General features: G+C 45.7%; 25 protein-coding genes. 6 read left to right on the forward strand and 19 right to left on the reverse strand.

The window, feature by feature from the left end:
- Nucleotides 1-154: 154 nt before the first annotated feature.
- The 9 genes from N5C46_RS06885 to N5C46_RS06925 form a co-directional block, all read right to left on the reverse strand.
- Nucleotides 155-1,333 (reverse strand): thiolase family protein, encoded by a 1,179-nt coding sequence (locus tag N5C46_RS06885; protein WP_261751440.1) that lies wholly within the window; start codon nt 1,331-1,333, stop codon nt 155-157.
- A 25-nt stretch (nt 1,334-1,358) separates the two neighbouring features.
- On the reverse strand, nt 1,359-2,102 hold the full coding sequence (gene fabG, locus N5C46_RS06890) for a 3-oxoacyl-ACP reductase FabG (protein ID WP_261751441.1): 744 nt from the start codon (nt 2,100-2,102) through the stop codon (nt 1,359-1,361).
- A complete protein-coding gene (locus N5C46_RS06895; protein ID WP_261751442.1) occupies nt 2,099-3,010 on the reverse strand; it encodes an intracellular short-chain-length polyhydroxyalkanoate depolymerase in 912 nt (303 codons plus the stop codon). Before N5C46_RS06895 ends, fabG begins: the two co-directional genes overlap by 4 nt.
- 16 nt (nt 3,011-3,026) lie before the next feature.
- Complete coding sequence (locus N5C46_RS06900) at nt 3,027-4,031, reverse strand: 3-oxoacyl-ACP synthase (protein ID WP_261751443.1); 1,005 nt, start codon at nt 4,029-4,031, stop codon at nt 3,027-3,029.
- A gap of 14 nt (nt 4,032-4,045) precedes the next feature.
- Nucleotides 4,046-5,002 (reverse strand): branched-chain amino acid ABC transporter permease, encoded by a 957-nt coding sequence (locus N5C46_RS06905; protein ID WP_261752295.1) that lies wholly within the window; start codon nt 5,000-5,002, stop codon nt 4,046-4,048.
- Between the two features lie 43 nt (nt 5,003-5,045).
- Nucleotides 5,046-5,906 carry a branched-chain amino acid ABC transporter permease gene (locus N5C46_RS06910; protein ID WP_261751444.1) on the reverse strand — a complete coding sequence of 287 codons (861 nt, stop codon included), beginning with the start codon at nt 5,904-5,906 and terminating at the stop codon, nt 5,046-5,048.
- 12 nt (nt 5,907-5,918) lie between these two features.
- Complete coding sequence (locus tag N5C46_RS06915) at nt 5,919-6,626, reverse strand: ABC transporter ATP-binding protein (RefSeq protein WP_261751445.1); 708 nt, start codon at nt 6,624-6,626, stop codon at nt 5,919-5,921.
- Nucleotides 6,610-7,374, reverse strand: coding sequence for an ABC transporter ATP-binding protein (locus N5C46_RS06920; protein WP_261751446.1), 765 nt, complete (start codon nt 7,372-7,374; stop codon nt 6,610-6,612). Before N5C46_RS06920 ends, N5C46_RS06915 begins: the two co-directional genes overlap by 17 nt.
- 100 nt (nt 7,375-7,474) lie before the next feature.
- Nucleotides 7,475-8,659: a substrate-binding domain-containing protein gene (locus tag N5C46_RS06925; RefSeq protein WP_406688022.1), complete on the reverse strand. Its 1,185-nt coding sequence runs from the start codon at nt 8,657-8,659 to the stop codon at nt 7,475-7,477.
- 450 nt (nt 8,660-9,109) lie between these two features.
- Between N5C46_RS06925 and N5C46_RS06930 the strand changes: the two genes are divergently transcribed.
- Nucleotides 9,110-10,624, forward strand: coding sequence for an HD-GYP domain-containing protein (locus N5C46_RS06930; protein WP_261751448.1), 1,515 nt, complete (start codon nt 9,110-9,112; stop codon nt 10,622-10,624).
- 63 nt (nt 10,625-10,687) lie between these two features.
- Here the strand turns inward: N5C46_RS06930 and N5C46_RS06935 are convergent, their stop codons facing one another.
- The 4 genes from N5C46_RS06935 to N5C46_RS06950 all read right to left on the reverse strand — a co-directional run bounded on the left by N5C46_RS06935 (nt 10,688) and on the right by N5C46_RS06950 (nt 17,454).
- On the reverse strand, nt 10,688-13,828 hold the full coding sequence (locus N5C46_RS06935; RefSeq protein WP_261751449.1) for an AfsR/SARP family transcriptional regulator: 3,141 nt from the start codon (nt 13,826-13,828) through the stop codon (nt 10,688-10,690).
- A gap of 205 nt (nt 13,829-14,033) precedes the next feature.
- Complete coding sequence (gene lepB, locus N5C46_RS06940) at nt 14,034-14,594, reverse strand: signal peptidase I (protein WP_098441092.1); 561 nt, start codon at nt 14,592-14,594, stop codon at nt 14,034-14,036.
- On the reverse strand, nt 14,591-15,232 hold the full coding sequence (locus N5C46_RS06945; RefSeq protein ID WP_261751450.1) for a TVP38/TMEM64 family protein: 642 nt from the start codon (nt 15,230-15,232) through the stop codon (nt 14,591-14,593). The genes lepB and N5C46_RS06945 overlap by 4 nt, the downstream gene beginning before the upstream one ends.
- Nucleotides 15,233-15,483: 251 nt before the next feature.
- Entirely contained in the window at nt 15,484-17,454 is a 1,971-nt protein-coding gene (locus tag N5C46_RS06950) for a S9 family peptidase (RefSeq protein WP_261751451.1), read from the reverse strand.
- Nucleotides 17,455-17,661: 207 nt separating this feature from the next.
- Between N5C46_RS06950 and N5C46_RS06955 the strand changes: the two genes are divergently transcribed.
- On the forward strand, nt 17,662-18,051 hold the full coding sequence (locus N5C46_RS06955; protein WP_261751452.1) for a YhjD family protein: 390 nt from the start codon (nt 17,662-17,664) through the stop codon (nt 18,049-18,051).
- Nucleotides 18,052-18,058: 7 nt separating this feature from the next.
- On the opposite strand, the gene N5C46_RS06960 is transcribed toward N5C46_RS06955, so the two are convergent.
- Nucleotides 18,059-18,628 carry a competence protein ComK gene (locus N5C46_RS06960; protein WP_261751453.1) on the reverse strand — a complete coding sequence of 190 codons (570 nt, stop codon included), beginning with the start codon at nt 18,626-18,628 and terminating at the stop codon, nt 18,059-18,061.
- A 196-nt stretch (nt 18,629-18,824) separates the two neighbouring features.
- Between N5C46_RS06960 and N5C46_RS06965 the strand changes: the two genes are divergently transcribed.
- Together N5C46_RS06965 and N5C46_RS06970 are read left to right on the forward strand one after the other, a co-directional pair.
- Nucleotides 18,825-19,061, forward strand: a complete 237-nt coding sequence (locus N5C46_RS06965; RefSeq protein WP_034763355.1) for an IDEAL domain-containing protein — start codon at nt 18,825-18,827, stop codon at nt 19,059-19,061.
- 120 nt (nt 19,062-19,181) lie between these two features.
- Nucleotides 19,182-19,862 carry a DUF421 domain-containing protein gene (locus N5C46_RS06970; protein ID WP_261751454.1) on the forward strand — a complete coding sequence of 227 codons (681 nt, stop codon included), beginning with the start codon at nt 19,182-19,184 and terminating at the stop codon, nt 19,860-19,862.
- A gap of 37 nt (nt 19,863-19,899) precedes the next feature.
- Here N5C46_RS06970 and N5C46_RS06975 read toward each other — a convergent pair whose 3' ends face one another.
- The 4 genes from N5C46_RS06975 to N5C46_RS06990 all read right to left on the reverse strand — a co-directional run bounded on the left by N5C46_RS06975 (nt 19,900) and on the right by N5C46_RS06990 (nt 22,990).
- Nucleotides 19,900-20,223 carry a hypothetical protein gene (locus N5C46_RS06975; protein WP_261751455.1) on the reverse strand — a complete coding sequence of 108 codons (324 nt, stop codon included), beginning with the start codon at nt 20,221-20,223 and terminating at the stop codon, nt 19,900-19,902.
- A 180-nt stretch (nt 20,224-20,403) separates the two neighbouring features.
- Nucleotides 20,404-21,675, reverse strand: a complete 1,272-nt coding sequence (locus N5C46_RS06980) for a M48 family metallopeptidase (RefSeq protein ID WP_224520508.1) — start codon at nt 21,673-21,675, stop codon at nt 20,404-20,406.
- A gap of 287 nt (nt 21,676-21,962) precedes the next feature.
- Nucleotides 21,963-22,274, reverse strand: a complete 312-nt coding sequence (locus tag N5C46_RS06985) for an AzlD domain-containing protein (protein ID WP_261751456.1) — start codon at nt 22,272-22,274, stop codon at nt 21,963-21,965.
- On the reverse strand, nt 22,271-22,990 hold the full coding sequence (locus tag N5C46_RS06990; protein WP_261751457.1) for an AzlC family ABC transporter permease: 720 nt from the start codon (nt 22,988-22,990) through the stop codon (nt 22,271-22,273). The genes N5C46_RS06985 and N5C46_RS06990 overlap by 4 nt, the downstream gene beginning before the upstream one ends.
- A gap of 102 nt (nt 22,991-23,092) precedes the next feature.
- Here N5C46_RS06990 and N5C46_RS06995 point away from each other — a divergent pair, with 102 nt between their 5' ends.
- Both N5C46_RS06995 and N5C46_RS07000 read left to right on the forward strand, forming a co-directional pair.
- On the forward strand, nt 23,093-23,650 hold the full coding sequence (locus N5C46_RS06995) for a helix-turn-helix domain-containing protein (protein ID WP_261751458.1): 558 nt from the start codon (nt 23,093-23,095) through the stop codon (nt 23,648-23,650).
- 114 nt (nt 23,651-23,764) lie between these two features.
- Nucleotides 23,765-24,829 carry a CotH kinase family protein gene (locus N5C46_RS07000; RefSeq protein ID WP_261751459.1) on the forward strand — a complete coding sequence of 355 codons (1,065 nt, stop codon included), beginning with the start codon at nt 23,765-23,767 and terminating at the stop codon, nt 24,827-24,829.
- 38 nt (nt 24,830-24,867) lie between these two features.
- On the opposite strand, the gene N5C46_RS07005 is transcribed toward N5C46_RS07000, so the two are convergent.
- Nucleotides 24,868-26,118, reverse strand: coding sequence for a YeeE/YedE family protein (locus N5C46_RS07005; protein ID WP_261751460.1), 1,251 nt, complete (start codon nt 26,116-26,118; stop codon nt 24,868-24,870).
- Between the last annotated feature and the right edge of the window lie 105 nt (nt 26,119-26,223).

The following is a 26,223-nucleotide window of genomic DNA, read 5'->3' on the forward strand; positions in this document are numbered from 1 at the left end:
ACACATTTAGCGTACAATATCGATTGTCATTATAGGGTAAATTTTATGTAAAAAAGGGAAAATGAGTCAAATTTCACAAGGTTCAGCTGGTGATTTTGTTACATTTCAGCAACGTAAAAAGAGCCGGCCCACTCATGGACCGGCTCTTTCCCTGCTACATTCCTTCCACGAAAACCGAAGCACCCATGCCTCCGCCCACGCATAATGACGCAATTCCTTTTTTCAATTCACGGCGCTTCATTTCATGAAGCAAGGACACGACTAGTCGCGCGCCTGTACAACCGACGGGATGACCGATGCTGATCCCGCTTCCGTTCACATTCACCTTTTCCCGGTCCAGTCCAAGTTCTTTCTCCACCGCTAAATACTGAGCAGCAAACGCCTCGTTGATTTCGAATAGATCGACTTCATCCAGGGACCAGTTTTTTGTTGTATGTAATCCTTTTTGAATGGCAGGTACCGGACCGATTCCCATCACTTTGGGATCGACTCCCGCTACTGAATAACCGACGATTCTTCCAAGTGGCTGTAATCCTCTCCTGACGGCTTCTTCTTCACTCATTAAGATTAAAGCCGCACCACCATCATTCAGGCTGGACGAGTTCCCTGCTGTAACAGATCCCCCTTCACGGAACGCCGGCTTCAATTTCTCGAGTTTACCGAGTTCCAGTCCTGCACGGGGACTTTCATCTTTTTCAATGACCTTCTCCCCTCTTCGCTCCTTCACCGTAATCGGAACGATCTGCCTATCGAAGTACCCCTTTTCGATTGCGTTCACTGCCCGCTCATGGCTCATCACAGCATATTGATCCTTCTCTTCGCGGGAAATGGAATGGATCTCCGCAAGGTTTTCAGCGGTTTCCCCCATCATGATTCCGTGAATGGGATCTTCAAGCACCTCCCACACCGAATCACGGATTTCACCGTGTTGGAGTCTTTGACCGAAGCGGTGCTGCTTTAATATATAGGGGCTCGAGCTCATCGCTTCCACTCCGCCAGCCATGACGATATCGGATAAGCCCGTTTGGATTTGCATGGCTGCCGATATGATGGCCTGCATGCCGCTTGCGCATTGACGTTGAATCGTAAAGCCCGTCGTTGTGTCATCAAAACCGGCAAGCAGGGAAGCCGTTCTGGCCGTATTCGGCTGATCGGTCCGTTGGATGCAATGCCCAAGGATCACTTCATCAATGTCACTTGCCGATAACCCGCTTTCCTTTGCCGCTTCTTTCATTACAGGTACGATCAAGTCCGTCGGAAGGAGGTCCTTGAACGCTCCTCCAAATGCGCCAACCGGCGTACGAAGAGCCGAGGTGATTACTACGTTTCTCATATTATCACTTTCCTTTCGTGTCTGATTACATCATGATTCCGCCATCAACATGGAGGACGGTGCCATTCACATAGTCACTATCGTCTGATGCGAGGTACAAATAGGCCTTTGCGATATCTTCCGGCTTTCCCAATCTGCCAAGTGGAATCATCGCTTTCATTTGATCGATGACCTTTTCCGGCACGGCCGCCACCATGTTCGTCTCGGTAAAGCCCGGTGCGACTGCATTGACGTTGATCCCTTTGCGGCCTAATTCCTTTGCCCACGTTTTCGTCATCCCAACGACCGCTGCCTTCGTTGCAGCATAGTTGGTCTGACCGACGTTTCCGTAAACCCCGCTGACAGACGACGTATTGATGATTTTCCCTTTGCCATTTTCGATCAGATGCGGCAGGACTGCCTGAGTGCAGTTGAATACACCTGTTAAATTGACATCCAGGACCTTCTGGAAATCTTCTGATGAAAGCTTATGAACCATAGCGTCCCTCGTGATTCCCGCGTTATTGATTAAAATATTGATCTTTCCGAATTGCTCTTTTACCCCTTGCACGAATGAATCCACCGAAGAGCGGTCGGCCACATCCCCTTGGAAGAAGACGGCTTTTCCCTTCCCCAATTCGTTCAGCTGGCGGGCTTTTTCTTCCCCGCTTTCCTGATTGAAGTCCACAAGGGCCACATGACATCCTTCGTTTACAAATGTTTCAACTGCAGCAAATCCGATCCCGTTGGCTGCACCAGTGATGATTGCGACTTTCCCGAGAAGCCTCATGCCATTTCCTCCTTCGTATGCAAAAACGAATGGATCGTGTCGAGCAATTGATCCAAATCGTCTATGAGCGGTGAATGCCCACTATTCTTTAATTCGACAAATATAGCGTTTTCTCCTATATCCACGATGATTTCCTCTGTCATTTCCTTTGTGATGACATAATCCCGCTCTCCCCGGATAACAAGAACGGGTATGGAGATCGTGCCGGCCTTACCCGTTCCTTCCACCAGACCATTGTATACACCACTTATATTGAACGTATTAAGCGCTTGATAAATATGAGCGAGATTCCGCTGGGTTCTCATATCATCGATGTATTCTTCATAGCGTCTTGCCTCAGGCTGGGTATGGGAATAGATCAGGGCATTCCAAAGACCACGGAGGAAATCCCTGTCATTTCCGTCATATGCGGCTTGAACGGGAATCGTCTTTCCTTTGTCCGATTTCACTTCTTCCGTCGTACGAAGGCGTTTTCCCAAATCAGGTGTGCCATCTTCTTTCGTCCCCATAAATGGATAACCTCTGGTAGATGCAGACGCGAGTAAGATTAGATTCTTGCAATCATCGGGATGATCAATGACATATTGCATCGCGACCGCCCCTCCTGTGGACCATCCCATCATTGAAAATCCGTTGAGACCAAGCACGTCCACCCAATCCTTCAGATCATCAGACAAATCTTTGATACTTGCAATCTCCCGATGATAGCTGGATTCTCCAAATCCTCTCATATCAACCGCATAAATCTTATAACGCCCATCCATATTTTCCAGGACGATATCCCAGTGTTTGGATGACGTCATATTCCCATGGACGAGAACGAGGGGAATATGTCCCCCGCTTCGCTCCCGATAAGCGAGAGTTTCTCCATTTCCAAGCAATACTTTCTTTAATACAACCGTTGTCATAACGCTGATCCCCCTTTTAAGAATTCCCCCAGACGATGGTGGTCGCCCCCCATGCGTATCCAATACCTGCACTGACGAGGACGACCACATCGCCATCCTTCAGCTTGCCTCTTTCTTCCGCCAATCGCAGTGATAGAATTTGATCGAATTGCCCGATATGGCCGTATTCCTCCAGATAGATGGATTGCTCTTCCGTGAGCCCCAATTCCTTTAATACATAGAGGTGGGCGGACCTCTTCATGTGCAGCATCGCAACATAAGAGATATCCTTTTCTTCGTAACCACTCTTATATACGGATTCACGTATGACCTTTAGGAAGTGATCCATGGACTTCTGTTCCAATCTTTTTTTCATTCCATCAGGATCGGTCACATCAAGCTTATAACGGTGGAGGGACTCTCCTGTCAAAGGCTCCTTCGTTCCTCCCACGGGGACAATGACGTCTTCTGAAAACGAGCCATCAGTGATGATGGATGTCTCCAATACCCGGTTTTTCTTCAGGTTTTTTTGTAGAATCATCGCCCCGCCTCCTGCTGCCAGGTTGAACATAAAGCGGGTCCTGTCATTCTCGTAATCTATGAAGTCGCTGTTGCGGTAGCCCCCTGCCAATAGGACCGTTCTAATGGCAGGGTCCGTTTCCAGTAAGCTTTTTGCAAGTTTCATGGCCATGATGGTGGTTCCGCATCTCAGTGCAACATCGAATGCCCAGGCATGGTACGCCCCGATTTCTTCCTGAAGCTTGATACCCGCGGTCCAGAGGGGATACTCTTTATGCTCTTCCCCAACGTATATGACTACATCTATATCCTTGGCATCGATGGCGGCCTTTGAAATGGCTTCTCTTGCCGCCTGAATCCCCATGGCACATGTATGGTCTTCAGGATTTGGAACCGTTTTCTTTTTAATCCCCATTTTGCTTTCTACAACCTCTATCGGAAGTCCTGCTTTTTCTGCGATTTCTTTACTTGTCATAGTGGATGAGGGCAAATACATCCCTGTACTGAGCATACCGACTGTCATGAAGATCCTCCCTTTTAGCTTGCGATGTTTTTCTCTTCTCTGTCTTTTTCTTTTGTCCGTTTTCTCTTCTTGATTTTCTTGAATGATCCCACAATGCCGGCCGGGAAGAACATCACGGCCAGGATATAAAGGATACCGAAGAAAATGATCCATCGTTCAAAGATCGGATACGTTTTCGCGAGCTCAGTCAGATAGTGATGGGCAAATTCAATCAACCCTGCACCGACCATCGGTCCGATCAAAGTCCCCACCCCGCCGATGATGGTCATCAATAATGCATCAAGGGTCACATCCATTGTGAATACGCTCGTATTCACGAAGCGTAAGGACAAGCTGTACAAAGAACCCGCAAAGCAAGCTACCACCCCGGCTATCACACTGGCTAAAATCTTGTAATGAAGAACCTGGAAGCCGATCGATTCCGCTCTCTGCTCATTTTCACGGATCGCCTGGAGAACGGAGCCCGCCGGAGAGTGGGTGAACCTTTTTAATAACAGAAAAATGATGACCATGACACCGAGACAAACGAAGTAAAAGACAAGACGATCCTTCAATACATCCGGTGTCCGGAACGTAAATCCGTCATTCCCGAAGGTCAGGCTTCTCCACTTTTCCGCACCGACGAGGAACAAACCTGCGAAGGCCAGGGTCAGCATGGCATAGAAATGACTCTTAAGGCGTAACGTCAGGAGTCCAACGACATAGCTGACGATTCCTGCAATGACGGACGCCGTAAGGATAGAGACTACGAGCCAAAACATGGTCGGCTCCATCCGGTCGAGAAAGATCCCTGTGGAATACGCGCCGATTCCGAAGAACATGGCGTGCCCAAAGGAGACGATTCCTGTATAGCCAAGCAGGAGATCGTAACTCATGGCGAAGATGCCAAAGATGAATACCTGCGTCAAAAGAATCATCATACTTCTTGAATCGTTAAAAAATGGGTAAACGATCAAGATGATTAATGCCATACCTAAAAATGCGTTCGATCTGTCTTTGAGAATCTTCACTTCCTCACCCCTTTACTGTAAATAACCCTTGTGGTCGGAATATGAGTACGAGAGCCATTAAGATCATATTGACGGCGAGGGATAGTTCCGGGACATAATAGGTCATGAACGAGCCTGACAATCCAACTAAGATGGCTGCGAATAATGAACCCGGAAAGCTCCCCATTCCCCCGATCACCACGACGATGAAGGCAAGGATCGCGAATTCCATGCCCATTTCGGCATATATGACACCCGAATAGGGCGCAAGGAGAACCCCGCCGAGGGCAGCAAGTGCAGACCCGGCCATGAATACATACATAAACACTCTCTTAATATTGATCCCGAACGCTTCAACCATTTCTTTATTCATGACCCCTGCCCTGACGATCAAACCGATTCTCGTTTTATTCAAAATCAGCTGCACAATCGTGAAAATGAAGAGGCCGATGAGGATAATGAAGACACGGTATTTAATGACGATAATATCCCCGAGCGAAAAGCTTCCAGCTAAATAGTCAGGAGCTGTGGCCGATAGCTGATTCGGTCCCCATACCACTTTCAATAATTCAGACAGGACGAGCATGAAGCCCAGAGTAATGAGGATCTGCTGCACATGGTTTCCATACACAGGCTGTATGATGAATTTCTCCGTCACAAAACCTAGTACCAATCCCGTTGCAACCGCTCCGATGATACCGATCACAAAGCTCCCTGTCACGGTGTAAATCCAAACTCCGCTATAGGCACCCCACGCGAACAATCCGCCGTGGGCAAAATTCAATACATCCATCAACCCGAATATGAGTGTCAATCCTGCTGCCAGCAAAAAGATCAGCATCCCTGTCGCTAATCCATTCAGTGCCAGGGTAATGATGAGGTCCATCCTATTCACTCCTCACGCGATTCCTAAGTATTTCCTCTTCATTTCTTCATCTTTCACCAATGACTCCATCTGGCCATGATGAACAGTGGTTCCATCGTCGATAATATAGAAACGGTCCCCAATCCCGCTCGCCATCAAAAAATTCTGCTCTACAAGGAGGATGGTCGTTCTTTCCTTCATTTCTTCAATGGAACGCATGACTTTCTCTACGACGATCGGAGCGAGCCCCTTACTCGGTTCATCAATTAAAATGAGGTCATTATTATTTAAGTACGCCCTTGCGATGGAAAGCATCTGCTTCTGTCCGCCGCTTAAATTCCCTCCGGCTTTCTTCCAGAACCTCTTTAAATCCGGAAACAGATCAATGATCCAATTCATGCGGTCCTCCGTCTCCCGGTCCTGGGCTTTCATCGCCACCTTCATATTTTCTTCCACTGTCAGCTCTCCGAATATCCCTTGATCCTCAGGTACATAACCGATGCCTCTACCCGCCACCTTAAAGGTCGGGAGCCCATGGATTTCTTCGCCTTTATAAATGATTTTTCCTTTTGATGGCGGTGTAAGTCCCATGATGCTCCTGAGACTGGTCGTTTTCCCTGCACCGTTTCGTCCAAGCAGTACCGTTACTTCTCCCTTCTTCACTTCAAACGAAACTCCCTGGAGGATATGGTACTGCCCGATATACGTTTCAATATGATCCACTTTAAGCAGTGTGCTCATCATATAGTCCCCCTAAATAGGCTGATTGCACCTGCTCATTTTTCATGATTTCTTTCGGATGATCATCGGCAAGCAATCGCCCATTGAATAACACCATGATGCTGTCTGATAAATCCATGATCATATCCATTTTGTGCTCTATGAGGACAATCGTTTTTGTTCCTTGAGATTTAATGGCATGAATCACTTCCAGAATCTGCGGTACTTCCTCCAGGGACATCCCTGCCGTCGGTTCATCCAATAATAGGATTTCCGTATCCAGTGCAAGGAGCATGGCAATTTCAAGTTTTCTTTTTTCCCCATGTGCAAGATTTACAGCAAGGGAGTCGGCTTTATTCGAAAGCATGACGAGTTTCAGTAATTCATGGGATTCACTCAGCACGTCGCTGAATGCGTTTATATTCCTGTGCATCACATACCGGATTCCTTGTTTGGACTGTACGGCCAATCTCACATTCTCCAACACCGTTAAGTTCGGAAACACATTCGTCATTTGAAAGGAACGGCCGATGCCTAGTCGGGCACGTTTTGTCGGGGACAGCCTGGTGATTTTCTTTCCTTTTAAATATACATCTCCACTCGATGGCTTTAATTGGCCGCTTAATAGATTGAAGAGTGTCGTTTTGCCGGCACCATTCGGCCCTATGATGGATTTGAATTCTTTATCCGGTACAGAAAACGTCACATTGTCCACAGCTGTATGGCCCCCGAATGTGATACTTAAGTTCTTGGTTTCTAAAATGCTCAATTTTTTCACCCCGCTTGAATTTTCATGAAAGGGGCTGACTGTAAACAAAGTGCCATAACACCATGTCAGTCACCCCCCCATTCATTCGTTTACGTTCAATTTAGTTACGGATTGGCGGCGCGGTTTCTTCAGGAGAAAGTTCCCTGATCAATACCGGTACAGGATATGGAACTCCTTCCTTCTTTTCAAGCTTAATGGCGTACAGTGTTTGAAGGGCCTGATGATCTTCTTCACGGAACGTCATCGTCCCTTTCGGCGTCTCAAAGCTCATGCCTTCCATCGTGTCGATAAGTGTATCGGCATCCAGATCACCTTCCGTTTTCTTGATCGCCTCGACAATGGAAATCGCCGAACTCATACCGCCAGGAGTAAAGAGATCCGGTACTTCATCATATTTCTTCTGATGCTCTTCCACTAACCAGTCATTGATCTCATTGTCAGGCAGCTCATGGTAATAAACACTGAATCCTTCCATCCCGACAAGGGGTTCCATAGCAGAAAGTGCCGCGATATCAGGTGCTCCCGTGGATATTTTGATCCCTTTTTCCTGAAGCTTCATATCCGCTATCTGATTCCAGGGAGAATTGGCCCCTGCCCAGATGACAAAAAGATAATCCGGTTTACTATCGATGACCTTCTGGATGTTGGAGGTAAAATCCGTCGCTGCCGGGTCGGCATATTCTTCAAGGACGATGTCTGCTCCGAGTTTTTCGGCTGCTTCCTTAAAAGCTGCCACCCCGTCGCGTCCAAAAGAGTAATCCGGTGCCAGAGTGGCAATCTTCACCCCATCCTTCGCGATCGCCGCAGCACCTGCAACAGCATCCTGTGAAGAGTTCCGTGCGGTCCGGAAGATATATGGATTAAACTCTGATCCTGTGATGCTGTCCGCAACTGCAGGTTCGACAATCATGATTTTTTCATACTCCTCTGCAAGAGGGAGCACGGCCAGGGTGTCACCTGAGCTTGAAGACCCCACCAGGAAATCGACTTCATCCTCTTCTAATAATTTCGTCGCTTTCTGAACCGCTACCTCGGGCTTTGTTTCGGTATCTTCATAGACTACTTCTATTTTCTTTCCTGCCACTTCCATCTTTCCATCCGTCGCATACTCAAGACCCAATTCAAATCCCTGCTTCGTCTGCTTACCGTATGACTCCAGTGCCCCGGTCAGGGAAGCAAGCACCCCGATTTTCACCGTTTCCTGGTCCTTCCCTTCCCCGTCCCCTGATCCACTGCTGCTTTCCGAACTGCAGGCACTCGCCGTAACCAACAGACATGACAACATCAGGATGAAAGCCGTCCATCTAAATGATCGATTCATTCTTTTTCCCCCTTAAGATTGAACTAAAGCGATAATAGCTTTGATTTCATCTTAGGGGAGGGGAGTTACAAATGAGTTACAGGGTTTGGCGGGATAAAATTTTTGGATAAAAAAGGTAAAAGGCTGAATTCATTCGGATGCTGGCTGGATTCTCCACGAGAACGGCTGGTTCCTAGACGTTTTCGGCTGGATTATCGCGATAATTGGCTGGATTCTTCCCCATTTCGGCTGGATTTCCATCGATTCCTCATGGTTCATTTGATGAAACAGCTGACTTACTCCCGACTTCACTGTCACTTACTATGCAAAAGGATTCGATTTCTTACTCTAAATCTATAAAATCACCATGTTCCCCCAGCCCTTTTTCCTATATAATGAATCTACTAAATGTTAGTGAAATTGGAGGATTCATCCTTGGAGATATTTCAGCAATTTCAGCGTACCATCATCAAAAATTATCTTTTAGGCAGTTTCATAGCCGTGTTCGGTGTCGGCTCTGTGTTCATATTTCAAACCCTTTCCCTTAAGGAGGATGAATTCATTTCAATGGGCAGCATCATCTTCCTCTCGATTGTCACAATGTTCGGATTTGAATTTCTCGTCTATAGGAAGCATATTCGTCCAATGAAAGATGTTTATATCAGGAAAGACCCTTCCATCGATTTGGAAGTCCTCGTTACCGCTTATAATCAAGCAGAAAGATTTCCGCTTTTAACCGTTAAACGGATCCTGTTGCCCCACTTCCTGGGGCTTTCAGTACCGTCGACTTTGCTGACAGTCGTATTCATCCATGAAGGCACCCTTTCCATTCCGTACTCGTATATCCTTTACGCATGGTTCGGGGCTTTTCTAGTGGCGATCCTTCATGCGTTGATCGAATTTTTCTTAACATTCAAAGCTTGTCACCATCTGCAAGTAGATTTGATCCGGAAGTCGAGGACATGGTATGGGGTCGATCCTTCCAACCAGTCCACTTTATTTATCAGTTTAAAACAAAAGATACTGGCCGCATCGTTATTCCTTGCCCTGTTTCCGATCCTGCTGTTTTCACTCGCGTCTCAGATCCGCTTATCCATCGCGGACTCTACTCTTTTAGTGGACTACTGGAAATGGGCAGGCATCCTTGTCCTCATCATTACGGTCCTTGCCTTCTACGGGGCGATCCTTATTTTCAAAAATATTGAAGGACCCGTAATGGAATTGGTCAACCGTTTTGAAAAGGTGGAACAGGGGCATGTTGCACCCTCTCTCAATACGTATACGGACGAGTTCTCCCACCTCTTTTCAGGATTTAACCACATGGTGGAAGCCATCAATCTCCGTGACCAGAAGAACCAGCTGCTTCTAGACCAATTTTTTGCAGTGGTGGCAGGCACTTTGGACGCACGTGATCCTTACACTGCAGGGCATAGTAAGCGTGTGGCGGAATATTCCGTTCTGATTGCCAGACAGTGTAAATGGTCTCTGGAGGAAATCGATTTACTCAATAAGTCGGCACTGCTTCATGACATCGGAAAGATCGGGATCAGGGATGACGTGCTTTTAAAAGAAGGTCGATTGACCGATGAAGAATTTGATCAGATCAAACGGCACCCTGCAATCGGTGAAGAAATCGTCAAAGGGGTTCAGTTGACGGAAGAACTCCTGCCCATCTTACCCGGGATTAGGCATCACCACGAGAGGATCGATGGCTTCGGTTATCCTGACCGGTTAAAAGGCGACGAAATACCCGTATTCGGACGATTGATCGCTGTCGCAGATGCCTTTGACGCCATGACGTCTGACCGTCCTTACCGTAAAGGGATGCCTTATGAGAAGGCATTCTCCATCTTGAAAGAAGGCAGGGGGACACAGTGGGACAAGGAATTTGTAGATGCTTTCCTTAAGAGGATGGAACTCGATGCGGGGAACATAAGGGAGACAGGGTGATACATGTCTCGCAACGCACCAAAAAAAGGATCCGATCGCAAACCGACCGGATCCTTTTTCTATTTAAAGTGCTTTTCCGCCACTCTCTGGCCCCACCACCATTTCATACATTTGAACGGTCGCCGTCATCGGTTCGACACCAAGTTCAGACTGAAGGAGGGATTTGCACCGTCTGAACCATTTAACGGCCTGCGATCGGTTATTTTTTTGGTAGTAGCCGTACATGAGAATTCTGTAAGCTTCCTCCCAGAGAGGATCATGGTCGATGATGGAGAAGCAGTAATCGAGAGCTTCGTCTACCTTTTCCGCCCTGACAGCAAGCTGTGCCCGTTTTTCCATTCCCCTCAAGTACAGCAGCTGCAGCCTCTCCCTTTCCTTACCCGTCCACCACATGCCTTTTCGGTCGGGCAGGAACTCACCTTTATAGTAGTGAAAGCCCCTTTCAAGATATTGTATGGACTTTTCTACATCATTCTCCTTTAACCCTTCCATGATCCAACCCGTAAATTGTTCGGCATCGTATTCGATATTTGCTGATGGATTCAGTCCGTAGCCTTCCTGATGCCTCCCGATGAAGAAAGCTTTTCCCCTTGCTTGTCGATTCGGCTCCAATACATTGTTCAAGGCATTGAGTGCCACTTTGAAATCACGGTCGGAACCACTCCCCTCCGGCCACAGCTCTTCGATGATTTCTTCCTTCCTCTTTAATTGCTTTCCATGGATCAGCAGATATTGAAATAATTCCTTTGCCTTCTCCCTTTGCCATTGCTTCTCCATGACCCTCTGATCCCCTAACTGGATTTCAAATCGGCCAAGGGTTTGAACCTTTATGGAATATCCCGGGTGAGATGGGATCGAATCATACCCCAATCTCGTTAGCAGTTGATGACAGTACGGAGCATGGATTCCTGCCTGATAAGCTTTCACGATTAACGGAACCAGGCTTTGCAGGTCCTTTGGCCCGAATGTCGTCGGCTTAAAAAAGATGAATTCATATTCCCCTGTCTGTACTTCATTCAAACAGGAGGTCATGCTCTCCATAAACAAAGCAGTATCATCGGTTTTATAAGCGACTGCGCTTTTCCACAGCTTTGTCATCGTTTTGCCGTATCGGTCACCGCAGGAATCAAATTGTCTCTCCGCCCGGTCAAAGCATGTTCTTGCTTCTCCCCATTCTTCACGGTAGAAACCCGTGATCCCCATACTGAGCAGGATAAGGGAATACAGCCACATGTCCTCTACCTTTTCCGTTTCATGCAGCGCTTCTTCTGCCAGTTCCTCCGCCCTTTGAAACTCACCCATCCGGGCATAAAGAATGCTCAATCCCATAAACGGTTCTGCTTTTCCCCTGGAGACATTGATTTGACTCATTAATTCTAGCGAGGTTTCATAACAGTTTTTCGCCAGGGATGTATCATAGTCGCTGATCAGCTGAACCGCATGTCCCATCCTGATCCACCCGCAGGCTTCCACAAACGGGGATTTCCCTTTTATTCCCTGACTGATTCCATGCTGTGCCAATGATTTGGCTTCATTCCCGTTCCCCATGAACGATTGAATGAGGGAAAGCAACAATTCTTTCTCACGGTGTGATTGCGGTAGCTGATCTTCCCCTTCTTTGTATAGCAGGACCTGCTTGGCTTCTTGAAGCTTGCCAGTCCTGAGCAGCATCCTTGCTTCGAGATTGCCTTCTTCTTTCATGAATCCGTTCCTTTTTCCTTTGTCATACCAAAGCTTTGCCTGTATCGCCTTTCCTGAGTTTACAAGGTTCTCGGCTGTTAACACGTACAGGTGATTCTTTTCTTCTACATATTCCTGCTCCCCGGCTTCAAGGCATTCAATGGCCTTAAGTAAAAACCGCTGCGCTTTTCCCGGTTGAATCGTATCTAAATAAATCCTTCCGATTCCTTCATATGCTTTACTCAACATAATCGGATCATTATATGTCAGCTCTACTCCCCTCGTATAAGCTTTTTCTGCTTTTTCATAAAATGAACGATAGCGAAAGAATTCACCTTGATAAAACCACAGGGAATGATGTTGATCCTTTACATGATCCGGGATGCCTTTTAAATAATCCCCCAATGTTTCGAGCTGCCCGCCCTTCATCATCCCTTCAGCTTCTTTGGCGAGGATCGTGGACACTGCCTCGATATTCCCCATTTTCAAATAATGGAAGATGGCTTTCTCCCATTTCCCGATCCCTTCAAAGAATCGGGCGCACTTCAAATGAAGTTCCTTATAGAGCCCTGGGCTTTCTTCTTTCAATCTTCGTTCTAAAAATGTTTGGAACAAGGCATGCAGACGAAAGTGATGAGAGCCTTTCATTTCCTGTAGGAGAGCATTCTTTTCGGATAGCTGCTTCAGCATCTGTTCGGATCCCGGCAGGTCAAAGATCACTTCGCATGTATTTCCGTTGATTTCATCCAGGATCGAAATCTGCTTAAGGAATTGTTGCACGATTGGTGTTTGCTTGGAGAGCACTTCCTGGGCCAGGTAATGAAAGAGTTCTTCCAGGGAGGAATGCTGCTTTTCCACCGTAAGGATATCCGGATTTTCCTTAAGCTGCGAGTGGATCATACTGACTGCGATGACCCAGCCTTCGGTCAAATCATAAATGGCATCGAGCTGGGATTCAGGGATGAGGGTTTCATGAAACCCCGTTAATAGTAGCTCCACCTCTTCTTTCCTGAGGCACAAATCACTTTCTGATATCTCCATCAGTTGACCGGATATCTTAAGCTGAATAAATGAGGACCAGGCAGGTTTGGTGCGTGTAGAAAGAAAGAAATGAATATTTCCGGGTAAATGTTCGATGACTTTCTCCATCCATTGATTGATGAGAAAGGAATGATCCACAAGATGATAGTCATCTACAATGATGGTGAAGGAGCGGGGGATTTTCATGCATTCGTTAATAAACAGGGCACTTAACCGGTGGATATCATCTTCCTTCATATATTGTCCCATAGACCGGAGCATCTCTCTTAGTTCTTCTCCAAAATGTGGGATCTGCTTTTGGATTCCATAGACGATATTGGTGACAAAAGGGATCAGTCCATCATCGGTCTGTGTGATGGAGTACCAGCAATATTCTGGTTGTACATCCTGTAAGAATTGGCTGATGGCCGTACTTTTCCCATAGCCTGCTCCCGAATGGACGATCACTAATTTGTAATCTGTAACCGTTCTCATCTTTTTCATTAAGCTTGGACGCCTAATGTAGGAATCCTTGACAACAGGCGGCACAAATTTGGTTTCAATAATTGGAATTTCCGCTGTCACATAACCACCCTCAAAACGAACGAATTTTCTTATTATTCTATCATATTTATGGCAAAGGTGGATAACTAGTACATAATCGGCAAAAAAGAAGGCGTCCCCATCATGAGGCGCCTTCTTTTCCGTTCTATTTTCTAAACTGTACATCCCATTCATTGATCGGCCAATAGCGAAGGTCCACTTTCCCGACAATCTGCTCACGGTCCACAAATCCGAAATAGCGGCTATCCATACTTCCCCGGCGATTGTCCCCGAGAACGAAGATCTTACCTTTAGGAACTGTTTTTTCACCTGTGATTTCCTGCAGGGTAAAGTCACCCGTCAGCTTACTGCCGATGTACTCCTGCTTGAATTTTTCTAAATAGGGTTCTGGATAGTACTCCCCATTCACATAAAGTTTGTCATCTTTGTATACGATTTTATCACCAGGCAAACCAATGATCCTCTTCACATAATCTTCTTTTTCATTTGCATGGAACACCACTACATCAAAGCGGTCCAGTTCTCCTATATGATAGCCGATTTTATTGACAACCAGTTTATTTCCATCCTGCAGTGTCGGCATCATCGATTCGCCTTCCACCACATAGTTGGAGAAGAGAAAGGTTCGAATGATGATGAATATGATTAATCCAATTCCCAAGGCTTTGATCCATTCAAGTCCTTCTCTTTTTACCTCTTCTCTCAATTTGATTCCTCCTGCTTTTTCCGTTCGATTCGTTGGTCTAATTCCATTTTCTTATTCAGATGTATCTCAATTCTTTTTCCGACAAACCATAACACAAAAATAATAGCCACAACGATTACAGTACGAATTGGTTGTTTAACTAATGATATAATATCATATCCTATAAAACTTATGGTGAATATCATCACCATTTTCCCCGTTACCACTGCCAGCATATATTGAGCGATGCTGATGGAGGATAACCCTGCCACCACATTTACAACCGCAGACGGAGTAAACGGGAAACACAAGAGGATGAACAGCGGTCCAAACCCATGCCTGTCTACCCATTTTGTCAATCGATTCACTTGCTTATTCTTCCTCAAGAAGCGAAAGACCCTTGTCTCCCCATATCTCCTTACCAATAGAAAGACGATCAGGGCACCAAGCGTAGCACCGATCCATGAGAACAAAAAGCCCCACCATAAACCGAATGCATTTGCATTGGCCGTCACAAATACAACCAGGGGCAGGAATGGAAGAAATGCCTCAAGTAACGGGAGGAGGATTCCGGGAATCGGTCCAAATGAACGATATTGCTGAATCAAATCCATCATATTTTCAAGCGTAAACCAATTTTTTATCGTATTGATATTCATATTATATGTTTCCCCTTAAACGACCATGAACTTCGCCTTCACTTCTTACTCTCTCATCATATCACACCGGAACAGGATTTCCATATTGCAATTTGACGTGTCGTTTTTATTAATACACGTTTTCCTAAAGCGGGGGATTGTAAACCTCATGCGGAACGGTAATTTTTTCAGGAGTGGCCATTCCCCCTCTCCCTCCTCCGATTCCCTCGAAAAAACTGCCATCCCCACCGGAATGACAGTTCTCCCAAACTCTATAAATGCTCCCCGAACCAGTCGACGATTTCCTGCAAACGGGCTTCCCGCATGGATGGCTTTCCTGTCCGGGAGAGATTGTGGTTGGATTCCGGGAAGCGGACGAACTTCGCCTCTTTATTCTCCCGTTTTAATGCGATGAATAACTGTTCTGCCTGCTCGATCGGACAGCGGTAATCCTTTTCGCTGTGAAGGATCAATAGAGGAGTGTCCATTTCCTTCACATAGGCGAGAGGAGAGTGCTTCCACAGAGTTTCAACGTCCCCAAGGTCGCTTTGGATCTGCCACTCGGAGAAATAGTATCCGATATCACTTACTCCATAAAAGCTGATCCAGTTACTGATCGATCGCTGGGTCACAGCTGCTTTGAACCTGTCGCTGTGACCGATGATCCAGTTGGTCATGAAGCCACCATAGCTTCCACCGGTCACGCCAAGGCGGGATTCATCGATGAACGGAAATTCCTTCAGTGCGTAATCCACTGCCTTCATGATATCTTCGTAATCCCCGCCGCCATAATCACCCCTTACGGCATCGACGAACTCCTGACCGTAGCCGTGACTTCCACGGGGATTGACGTATAAGACAGCATAGCCTGAGTTTGTGAGGACCTGGAACTCATGAAAGAATGTGTTTCCGTACATCGTATGAGGACCGCCATGAATTTCGACAATAAGGGGATACTTCTTTCCTTCCTCAAACCCCGCAGGTTTCATGATCCAGCCTTGGACCGGCCAATCTTTTGCCCCGTTGTACATGAACGATTCCGGAGAGGACAGTTCCCTCGCGGCAAGCAGATCCCCGTTTAAACGGGTGATGGGGGTGAGTTCTCCGGTTGGGACATGCAGTGTATACAATTCCCCTGGTTCTGTCGGTCTGCTCATGGCCAATAGGATGGTTTGGCGGTCCGAATCCAGGTCGAAGCCGTAGACATGCTGCTCTTCCTGTAAGAGTGCAGGATAAATGGCCCCCTCGATGTGAGCATAATAGAGGACCGTATTCCCCGAGTCCGATGCCAGAAAGTAAAAACTTTCATTGTCCTTAGACCACTGTATCCCCGTACGTGACGAGCCCTGGATGCTGTCGCTGTTAAGGTAATCCCCTACCGGCACATCCATTCCTTCAGTGAGGCAAACGGAGTATCCTGTCTCAAGTTCGTGAATATATATCTTATTATGTGTGGCGTTTTCAAATTCACGATTATGACCAATATAGGCGAGGCGCGTGCTATCCGGGGACCAGCTTGCTTCCCCGTAGTATCCCTGCTCTCCGTTCACTTGTTTCATCTCTTTAGTGCCAAGGTGAAAAAGATATAAATCGGACTGAAATGAAAAGTCCCTGTCTTCTTTCCTGTCTGTCGATACGGCAAGGTACTTTCCATCCGGGGACCATGAATGAAGCGTGTAGTCATGTTCATCATCCGTGAGCCTTTTCATTTCCTTCGTATCTACATTCACATATGCCATCTGTGAATATGAATCATCATGGAAGCCGCGATCATCACTTTTATATTTCATGCTTGTTGTAGCAAAAGGTTTTAATTTTCCCTCTTTTTCTTCTTTGTGATCGAACGTTCCGCATTTTTCTAAGCGAATGGATAAGGCAATCTTTTCACCGCATGGGGACCACACAGGATTCGAGACCGAAGTCCGACAGTCCGTGACCTGCTCTGCTTCCCCTCCATCCCGTCGGATGAGATAGAGCTGATTCACACCGGACCGGTTGGAGATGAAAGCAATCCTTTTTCCATCAGGTGACCATCTTGGTGACGAAATTCGCTGTTCCCCAAACGTCCATTGACGAATGGATTTTTCTTTTAGGTCGATACTATGTAAGGTTGAGAAATATTCATCTTTTTCTTCACACATCACCGTTTGAACAAATACAGCTTCATCTCCACCCGGTGAGAGCCTTGGATCCGATACAGCCTTTATTTCATAAAGGTCTTTTATGGTCATGCTTTTATTCATCTTACGGCACCTTCCTTTCATTCTGTCCCCTTTATCCTTTCGACATTGAAAATACGAATCCCTTCACGGATAAAAACCTGCGATCCCCTTCATAATAGAAACAAATTCAAATTCTACAATTTTCCCTATTGAAAGTAAATTGAAATCAACGTAAAATATGAAATACGAACATATGTTCTATACCAAAGTGAAAAGGAGTCTTTTCATATGACAAGGATACCGGAGACCGATCGGAATATTTTGGAGCAGGCCATCTATCTGCCCATGGTGCTGACGATATTGAATCGCGACCTGCAAGTCGTCGACAGCAGCCCGTTTAAATTAAAGAGACCGTATTTAGAGATGATCGAGGAGACGATGAAGGTCATTCAGGGAGAACTGGCCCACGTTAAAAAGTATATGAGGACGAATAAGATGAAGGTGGAGCGGATTCAATCGGATGATGCTTTCACGATGTACATGTTTTTGTATAAGGGATATGAAGAGCATCATAATTACTTCAATCCACGCCTCCGGAACCGGGTGGAGGATTTAATGAGACATTATCTGTTCCGCCGTTTCACGGAAACAAAGGCAGATACAACAAAAGAAGCGTGACAGTGGCTCACGCATCGGTTTTGTGTATATGTCGATTCAAATAGAACGTTTTTACATTATTCATTTCACTCTGGACCTTCGTATTATATTTACTTTCCATTTTGGCGATCCGCTGTGTATAGGCAATGCGCAGATCTGAGGTGCGGAGCATTTGGTTTTCAAAAGAACTGTAAGAAATGGGCACCGTGCAGGATTCATTGTTTTGTAAGAAGATTCGTGTTGATCCATTTGTCAACCGTTCGTATCCCCGGACATGGGAGTGGGAAATCCATGCACATTCCTGCTTTACTGGAGATGATGTCGGGAATAGATAAATGGACATATCAGGGTTGACCATGATGGGGGCTTTGTAGATGATACCCGTAAGTTTCTTCGTACCTTCTTTCCTGCCTTCATAAGAACAGCCAAAGAATTCACAACTTTTCTTGAGGATATCAAAGGGTTTGAACGGAGAAATCAATACGTCATCCACCTCTATTATTTTCGTAAATGTCCTGGCGCCATATTCCATAGGCTGAAGGATCATCGTATGGGGATTCACTTCATATTCTTCTATAATTCGAGATTTTTCTCTCATTTCATCGCCTCCATTTACATTTTTCACCAAAATAATACCACAAATTTCGAGGGTTGTCTCTCATATTTTTAAAAATTCTGATATTTATTCCCTTCCACTGTTCTATGAATAAAAAATTATCAGAATATTTAATTTTTTGGTTGAATTTTTACTACTTACCCCATATACTAATAAAAAGAATTCAGGGGTGACGTATATGGAAAGCAAAAAGTCCTATACAGAAATGATGAAAGCCGCTGCCATGACCCGGAAGAAAGCCGCTGAAAGAAGCGTAATGGAAATTTATATCGATATGGTCCTGCATGAAAGCATCTTAATGACACAGAAATCCAAGCTCTTAATTGACATTGATGCCGCCCTGGATACTAAGGATAAAGCACTGTTCATGAAATTATCAAAGGAATTAAATGAATTGAACGTAAGTTACGGATAATCATAAATGGCTGACTCCACCTTCCGAGTCAGCCATTCCCTTTTTATCGGACGGGCCTTTGGTCCCTCACGTGCATGACTTCCTCCCCATTGGCTAATCCTAATGGAGAATCTATACACGATGGAGCGAATCATCATGATCCTATTGATAAAAGTTCTGGTCCTCTACCTGATCACCATAGCGGCTATGAGGCTGATGGGTAAGTCTACAATCGTCCAGATGACCCCTTATGACCTGGTGGCCATCATCATCGTCGGGACCATTGCCTCTGAGCCATTGATTTCAACCAAATTCTGGCCGACCATCACAGCCCTCGTCTTTCTTGTCGGGCTCCATGTGCTGTTTTCATTCCTGACGTTAAGTCAATGGGGAAACCGGTTCTTCCTGGGAGAGCCGACCTTGTTAATTAAAAACGGGGAGATATTGGAGGATAATCTGGAGAAATCAAAAATCTCACTTATTCAATTATCATCCATCCTAAGATCTCAAGGGTACCCGAAGATTTCAGATGTGGACTACGCCATGCTTGAGCCCATCGGTGAAGTGAGTATTATACCCAAGGTGGAAAATACGCCGGTTACAGTGGAACATCTCAAGTTGAAGATCGACGATGAAGGCCTGCCGATTTCAGTCATAGTGGACGGAAAAATCCAAACCAGGAATTTGAAGCTCCTGGGAAAATCGAAGGAATGGCTGGAAACGCAGCTAACCAACTCCAACCTGCACCACAAAGATGTGATCTTCGCCTATATGACGGAAAAAGCGAAAAACCTGGTTATCAGCAAAAGAGAAAAGGCCTAGTGGGTGACCAGGCCTTTTTCTTTATGCCTTCAAGATTTCAATGGAAAATGTCCCCATAAACTTTTATCGTTAAATAGAATACGACTACAGTGTAAATTAAGGCTGTCCAAAATGATATCGAGTGATAGAATCTCTTCTTCTTTTTCCCTTTTAACATGTGTTGGATCCTTTGATACCGATAACCACCACCGTAAGCATAAATGATGATCAAAGTGATCAATATTCCAATGATTAATGACCATTCCATCATTGGGCGGCCAGTTTCGAGATAACTCCAAAATGGCAATCCCACTAACACCAACATAGTAAAAGCAATCTTACTAAAGTACAACAACAGTTTTTGGTTTATGATTCCTTCCATCCCCTACCACCTCTCCATCCAACTTTAAGTAACATTACTTATTTTACCATAAAAGTTATAATTTAGATAAAATAATTTATGTAACTTTCTATTTTCAAGTTATAGCTGGTTACATATTTTACGACGTTCATTCAAAAATAAAAAACCAAGTCAATTTAACTTTGACTCGGTTTTTTCTCTTTACTCTTTTTTCTTCTCCGCTTCATATTCCTCAAGCATCGACAGGCGTTCAAGCATTGTAGGATGTCCGTAACGGAAGATCTTCACCAACAGAGGAGGATTCACTTGGGATAACCCCACCTTCGATAACTTCTGGAAGGACGAGATGGCCGACTCCTTATCACCGGTCATTTCAATGGCGTAGCGGTCCGCCCTCGTTTCCTGGTACCTTGATATCCAGTTGCTGAGTGGGCTGATCGTAAACAACAGCATGGATGTAATCATTAAGAACAGTGGAAGTGAGCTCAAGTTCGAGACTTTCGATACTTTCAGATCATCACTGTGGTTCGCCACAATCCCCCTCATCAGCTTAGCGGTCAGGAATAGTCCGAAGAAGGACAGAACGAGATAGATCCCGATTCCGATATAGATATGCTTTTCCACGTAATGAGCCATTTCGTGGGCCATGACGAAGAGGATTTCCTTGTCTGTCAGCTTTTCGAGGGTCGTATCCCATAAGACGATCCTTGAATTGGACCCTACCCCGGTGACATATGCGTTAAGGGAATTGGTCTTCTCTGACATATCGACTTCAAACACGTGATCTGCAGGGATATCCGCCCTGTCGGCAAGTGAGAGGATCTGCTCTTCCAACGCCTTATCCTTCAATGGATAGAAATCATTGTAGAGGGGATCTATCAGTACAGGCTGAACAAACATCATGAAAATCGTGAATGGCACAGACAAAGCCCAGGCCGCAAGCCACCAGCGCTGTTTAAAGCGTTTCATCAAGGCATACAGGACCGAGACGATGATGAACATGAGCAGATAATTCACCCAGAAATCCGTGATTTCGTCCTTCATCCACATGGAAAACGTCTGAGTGGAGATGTGGTAGCTTTTTGAAATCTTATATGAAATGTACTGCAAAGGGAAAATAGCCACAAAAGAAGAAATCGATAACCAGAATAAGAAAATGGCCGTTTGAAGGAACCCATTCTTCACCGTCCCCCTCGCCCATTTTTCAAACACACGGGATACTCCGAAAATCAGGATCAGGAAATAGAATAACCATTCATACGGAGTGGATAAGAAAAACAAAAGATTCTTGATTTTGGAAAAGTCCTCACTCAACAGAATTTCTTTATTATTCATAAAAGTGGCCGGGTCCGCACTGCTTCCCTTATACGTTTCAGGTAAAGTGGAATCCGCCAGGAAAAATAAGTACACATATAAAAATAAGCCTAATAGCAAGTAAGCCAGTATTGATCTTAGCGCCCATTTTCTAGCCAACATACTTCCTCCCTTCGTCTTCACTACTATATGTAATACCCTGTCCAAAGTTTTAGAACCTAAACACGGACGGGGGGAGAAATGGTTCGGTTCATGCAGGGGGAAAACGTTAATCTGCCATTCTGGTGATTTACGTGCGGCATTTTGATTTCACCTGCCATATCATCATTATATCTGCCAGGATAAATTTTCATCTGTCATTTTTCAAATTTATATAGCATTCTCCAAAAGACGACGTCCATGTTCCATAAAAAAAAGCCACGATTGGAATCGTGACCAACAGCCTTCTACATGAAGAAGACCGAATACAAAGACAAAACGGAGATCGCCCCGATCACCACAAGGATCACGTTGGCACCCAAAAACGCAATGGCAAAGGCAGCAACCGTCCCCACTGCCCCAAACAGGAGGTTCCCTTCCTGTATGAGAAGAATACTCGGGAAAATCAACGCTCCCAAGACAGCAAAAGGGACATTCTTCAGCACTCCTTGAAAAAAAGGTGGAAGTTCCTTTCCCTTAAATACGAGGAAAGGGAGCATTCTGGGTATGTAGGTCACTACAGCCATTCCAATGATCATCCACACAATGGAAGGATTCATATGGTTTTCCCCCTTCCTTTCAGCATGACGACTGCCTCTACGATCACGGCAGAAACAAGTGTGGCGGCGACAATCGACCAGCCGTTTGAAAGATTTGTGGTGAACAGGAGGGTACTATTCAGAGCCCCTGCGACCACGGCTAAAAATGTAACCTTGACGCTCTTTTTCATAGAAGGAACGAGAAGTCCGACAAACATGGCATACAAAGCAATGGTCATACTGGCCTGAAGAAATTCGGGGAGAATCTCTCCGATAAAATATCCCACTCCGGAATTAACGACCCAACTGCCGTATGAAATGAGCATAACGCCAACGGCAAACCCCGTCCGTACTTTCCCCTCTTTGACACTGATGACCGTAAAGGTCTCATCCGTGATGCCAAACGCATAAAAAAGCTTTTTAAACAAACGGTCTTCTTCAAGCTTCTCACTTAACGAAGCAGACATCAGAAAGTGACGGATGTTTACAATGAACGTTGTGAGAATGATTTCAATCATTCCCGTACCCACCGCAATCAGACTCAAGGATATATATTGAGCAGCCCCTGCGAACACGAGCATGCTCATCAGGATCGTCTCCGTCACTGTAAGCCCGGTTGTGCGTGCCAACAGGCCAAACGTCAGGGCCACAGGCATATATCCAATGGCAATGCTGATGCCACCCTGCAGGCCATAGCGAAAGTCACTTACTTTTTTCGTAGAAAGAAGTGCTTCCATCCATTCACATCCTTTATAATAAGTGTTATCCACTATTTAAATTTTTTGATAATTTATTATATTATACATATAGACGTTATAATACACAAGAGGAGTTTTAGCATGGAAAATTTCCCGATACAAATTGGTGAGAATATCAGAAAGATCCGGAGAGAACGGGGATTCAGCCTTGAACAAATGGCTGAACGGACAGGGGTCAGCAAGGCAATGATCGGTCAAATTGAACGGGGTGATTCGAACCCTACCGTCGCCATTCTGTGGAAGATTGCCAATGGCTTGAAGGTATCCTTTTCTTCCCTCATTGAGAAGCCGAGCAGCCAGGTGTCCATCATTCATTATGAAGACGTCCAGCCTGTGCTTGAAGATGACGGCAACTACATTGTGTATCCCATCTTCCCTTTTGACCCCTTAAAGAAATGGGAAAGCTATCGGGTGGAAATGAAACCGGGTTGCACTTATCGGAATGAAGGACATACGAAGGGTGTGGAAGAATACATCACAGTCCTTTCAGGAGAGATCACCCTGAAGATTGCAGAGGAAAAGTATGAATTGACGGCAGGAAGTTCGATTCGATTTGCCGCAGACTCCGGTCATGAATACGCCAATGAGTCGAATCAGGAAGCTGTCTGCCAAATGGTCATCTATTACGGGGAAGAGTAAAGCAGTCATGAAATGGAACCTCCATTTCATGACTGCTTTTTTCTGACGTCGTGTCAAACTTTGAAACCCGCCAATATACTATTACATCTTTAAGATGAGAGGAGAATAATGAACATGACTCCATCCCTACCCTCATTTGACCTCCAATTTGATCATGCTGATTTACGGGAACTGGAACGTGATGTATGGAGCAACACGCCTGTCCCGGCTAAATTAAAAATAGAAGAGGCCGTCCATGACATCCATATCCGGTACAGGGGATCCTATACACGGGGATTGAAAAAAAAGTCCTATCATATAGAATTTGCCACAGAACCCGGCCCGGATGAATCATCAGAACTGCACCTGAACGCAGAGTCCCTTGACCCCTCCCATTTCCGGAATAAACTCTCCCTCGATTTCATGCGGGAACTGGGTATCCACACACCGGATAGTGAGCATGTATTCGTTACCCTGGAAGGAGAGCCTCTTGGTTTATACCTTCAGTTGGAATCGGTGGATGAGATGTACCTGAAAAAGAGAAACCTTCCCCATGGAACGATTTATTATGCTGTCAGCGACAAAGCTGATTTCTCACTAAAGGGAAAACGGGGCCTGACATCAGGATACCAGCGAAAACTCGGACATATGGAAGACGATCATACTCTCATCCACTTCATCAAGAGTATCAATTCACCTTCAACCTTCCAACATGAAATCCCCCGGCTCTTACACATTGAAAACTACTTGAGGTGGCTTGCCGGGGCTGTCTGTACAATGAATAATGATGGATTCACCCATAACTACGCTTTGTATCTGATCCGGAAAGACCAACAATTTTCCATCATACCATGGGATTACGACGCTACGTTTGGAAGACGGGTGAACGGGGACATCATGGAATGGGATTATGTACCGATAACGGGGAAAACGAAAAACAGACTGACCACACAACTGATGAAACGATCGGGCTATCGAAAAAGATATAAGGATATATTGGAGGAGATCCTCGATACGACGTTCAATGTGGCACACCTTGAAGACAAAGTGATGAGTTTACATTCTTCCCTGAGACCCTATATTTTGATGGACCCCCATTATCAGAAAGAGATTGAATTGTATGACCGGGAACCTTCCTTCATCCTTCAGTTCATTGAAGATCGGGGTGCTTACCTGAGACAGGAATTACGGTATCTCTAATAAAAAAGCGTGGGAACAAGAAATTCCCACGCTTTCCATTAACAGAACGTATCCTTCGGTTTAGGAACGGACAAGCCGAACAGAGGACGAAGATAGAGTGCAAGGAATGTGCCGGCAAGGGCCAGCACTCCCCAGATGTAACCGTGAAGGCTGAAGGAAGCAATTCCTCCGAAGTAAGCGCCGATGTTACATCCAAATGCCAAGCGGGCACCATATCCCATCAACAGTCCGCCAATGACCGATGCAATGGCATTTTTACCAGTGATCTTATTGAAGCGGAACAAACCTCCGGATGCTGAGGCCAGGAACGCTCCAAGAATGACGCCGAAATTCAAAACGGTTGTAGAATCAGCAAAGATTGACGCTTGAAGGGCCTCTGCATTGGCTCCCGACCAATAGCCCCAGCTGGCAACATCTACACCGAACATTCCGGCAACCTTTGATCCCCATAACGCAAAGGCAGAAGTAATTCCCCATGGATTTCCCCTCGTCATGAGCGTGAGGGCATTCAATACGGCAAGAACGATGGCAGCTGCGATAAGTGGCCAGGATCCACGGAAGATCCGCTTCCACCCTTTAGCAGATGGAAGAACTGCCATGCGCGGAGGATTCTTCTTTTTTTCAATCCGAAGGGTGACCCATGCAACGAATGCGAAGAATAACATGGAAACGACCCACGCGCCGAAATAACCCAGTCCTGTAGACGTGGCCAGCGAGATCGGCTTAAAGGAAGGTAGCTCCTCTGTCCAAAATGGAAGATGAGCCGCTCCGACGGTTGCACCTACAATAAAGAATAATAGCGTGATGAACATGACGGAACGCCCTCCGCCAATCGCATAAAGGGTTCCGGAAGCACATCCTCCCCCCAGCTGCATCCCGATTCCGAACAGAAAGGCACCAACAATCAGGCTGACACCGACTGGTGACACATAGCCTGTCGCTTCCCCTCCAAAAAAGGTGTACCCTGTAGCAAGAATCGGTGCAAACAAGGTAACCGCAACGGCGAGCATCACCATATGGGCACGCATCGCCTGGCCGTTTCCTACAGACATCACCCTGCGGAAGGCAGAAGTGAAGCCGAAACGTGCATGAAATAATGTATATCCTAACAGAAGTCCGAGAACGAGAAGCACGGTTTGAGCGATTTCCTGTGTAAAGAGCAGGTAGAGACCAAGAACCGCTGACACGATGATCCCACTAGCCACTAATGACGTCTGTGGTGAGTTCAATTCGGTACTCTTTTTCTCGGGACCTTTTTGTTCATTAATTGGTTGAACATATTCAGCCATAACAAATCCTCCTTAATCTTATTGATTTGGTTGGAATTCATTTTACAATAGTAATGGATTCTTCATAATCTGTCAAAAGATGAGCTTCCATAAAAAAACCACCTG

Origin of the sequence: Rossellomorea vietnamensis (assembly GCF_025398035.1) — a bacterium.
Classification (GTDB): Bacteria; Bacillota; Bacilli; order Bacillales; family Bacillaceae_B; genus Rossellomorea; species Rossellomorea vietnamensis_B.

Excerpts from the sequence above, each read along its gene's own strand:
- N5C46_RS07000 (WP_261751459.1), top strand. The coding sequence starts at position 23,765 with ATGACTCCATCCCTACCCTCATTTGACCTCCAATTTGATCATGCTGAT.
- N5C46_RS06975 (WP_261751455.1), bottom strand. The coding sequence starts at position 20,223 with ATGGAAGGAATCATAAACCAAAAACTGTTGTTGTACTTTAGTAAGATT.
- N5C46_RS06885 (WP_261751440.1), bottom strand. The coding sequence starts at position 1,333 with ATGAGAAACGTAGTAATCACCTCGGCTCTTCGTACGCCGGTTGGCGCA.
- N5C46_RS06995 (WP_261751458.1), top strand. The coding sequence starts at position 23,093 with ATGGAAAATTTCCCGATACAAATTGGTGAGAATATCAGAAAGATCCGG.
- N5C46_RS06990 (WP_261751457.1), bottom strand. The coding sequence starts at position 22,990 with ATGGAAGCACTTCTTTCTACGAAAAAAGTAAGTGACTTTCGCTATGGC.
- N5C46_RS06900 (WP_261751443.1), bottom strand. The coding sequence starts at position 4,031 with ATGACAGTCGGTATGCTCAGTACAGGGATGTATTTGCCCTCATCCACT.
- N5C46_RS06895 (WP_261751442.1), bottom strand. The coding sequence starts at position 3,010 with ATGACAACGGTTGTATTAAAGAAAGTATTGCTTGGAAATGGAGAAACT.
- N5C46_RS06935 (WP_261751449.1), bottom strand. The coding sequence starts at position 13,828 with ATGAAAAAGATGAGAACGGTTACAGATTACAAATTAGTGATCGTCCAT.
- N5C46_RS07005 (WP_261751460.1), bottom strand. The coding sequence starts at position 26,118 with ATGGCTGAATATGTTCAACCAATTAATGAACAAAAAGGTCCCGAGAAA.
- N5C46_RS06950 (WP_261751451.1), bottom strand. The coding sequence starts at position 17,454 with ATGAATAAAAGCATGACCATAAAAGACCTTTATGAAATAAAGGCTGTA.
- N5C46_RS06960 (WP_261751453.1), bottom strand. The coding sequence starts at position 18,628 with ATGAGAGAAAAATCTCGAATTATAGAAGAATATGAAGTGAATCCCCAT.
- N5C46_RS06915 (WP_261751445.1), bottom strand. The coding sequence starts at position 6,626 with ATGAGCACACTGCTTAAAGTGGATCATATTGAAACGTATATCGGGCAG.
- N5C46_RS06910 (WP_261751444.1), bottom strand. The coding sequence starts at position 5,906 with ATGGACCTCATCATTACCCTGGCACTGAATGGATTAGCGACAGGGATG.
- N5C46_RS06925 (WP_406688022.1), bottom strand. The coding sequence starts at position 8,659 with ATGTTGTCATGTCTGTTGGTTACGGCGAGTGCCTGCAGTTCGGAAAGC.
- N5C46_RS06985 (WP_261751456.1), bottom strand. The coding sequence starts at position 22,274 with ATGAATCCTTCCATTGTGTGGATGATCATTGGAATGGCTGTAGTGACC.
- N5C46_RS06945 (WP_261751450.1), bottom strand. The coding sequence starts at position 15,232 with ATGAATATCAATACGATAAAAAATTGGTTTACGCTTGAAAATATGATG.
- N5C46_RS06955 (WP_261751452.1), top strand. The coding sequence starts at position 17,662 with ATGACAAGGATACCGGAGACCGATCGGAATATTTTGGAGCAGGCCATC.
- N5C46_RS06905 (WP_261752295.1), bottom strand. The coding sequence starts at position 5,002 with ATGGCATTAATCATCTTGATCGTTTACCCATTTTTTAACGATTCAAGA.
- fabG (WP_261751441.1), bottom strand. The coding sequence starts at position 2,102 with ATGAGGCTTCTCGGGAAAGTCGCAATCATCACTGGTGCAGCCAACGGG.
- N5C46_RS06970 (WP_261751454.1), top strand. The coding sequence starts at position 19,182 with ATGGAGCGAATCATCATGATCCTATTGATAAAAGTTCTGGTCCTCTAC.
- N5C46_RS06965 (WP_034763355.1), top strand. The coding sequence starts at position 18,825 with ATGGAAAGCAAAAAGTCCTATACAGAAATGATGAAAGCCGCTGCCATG.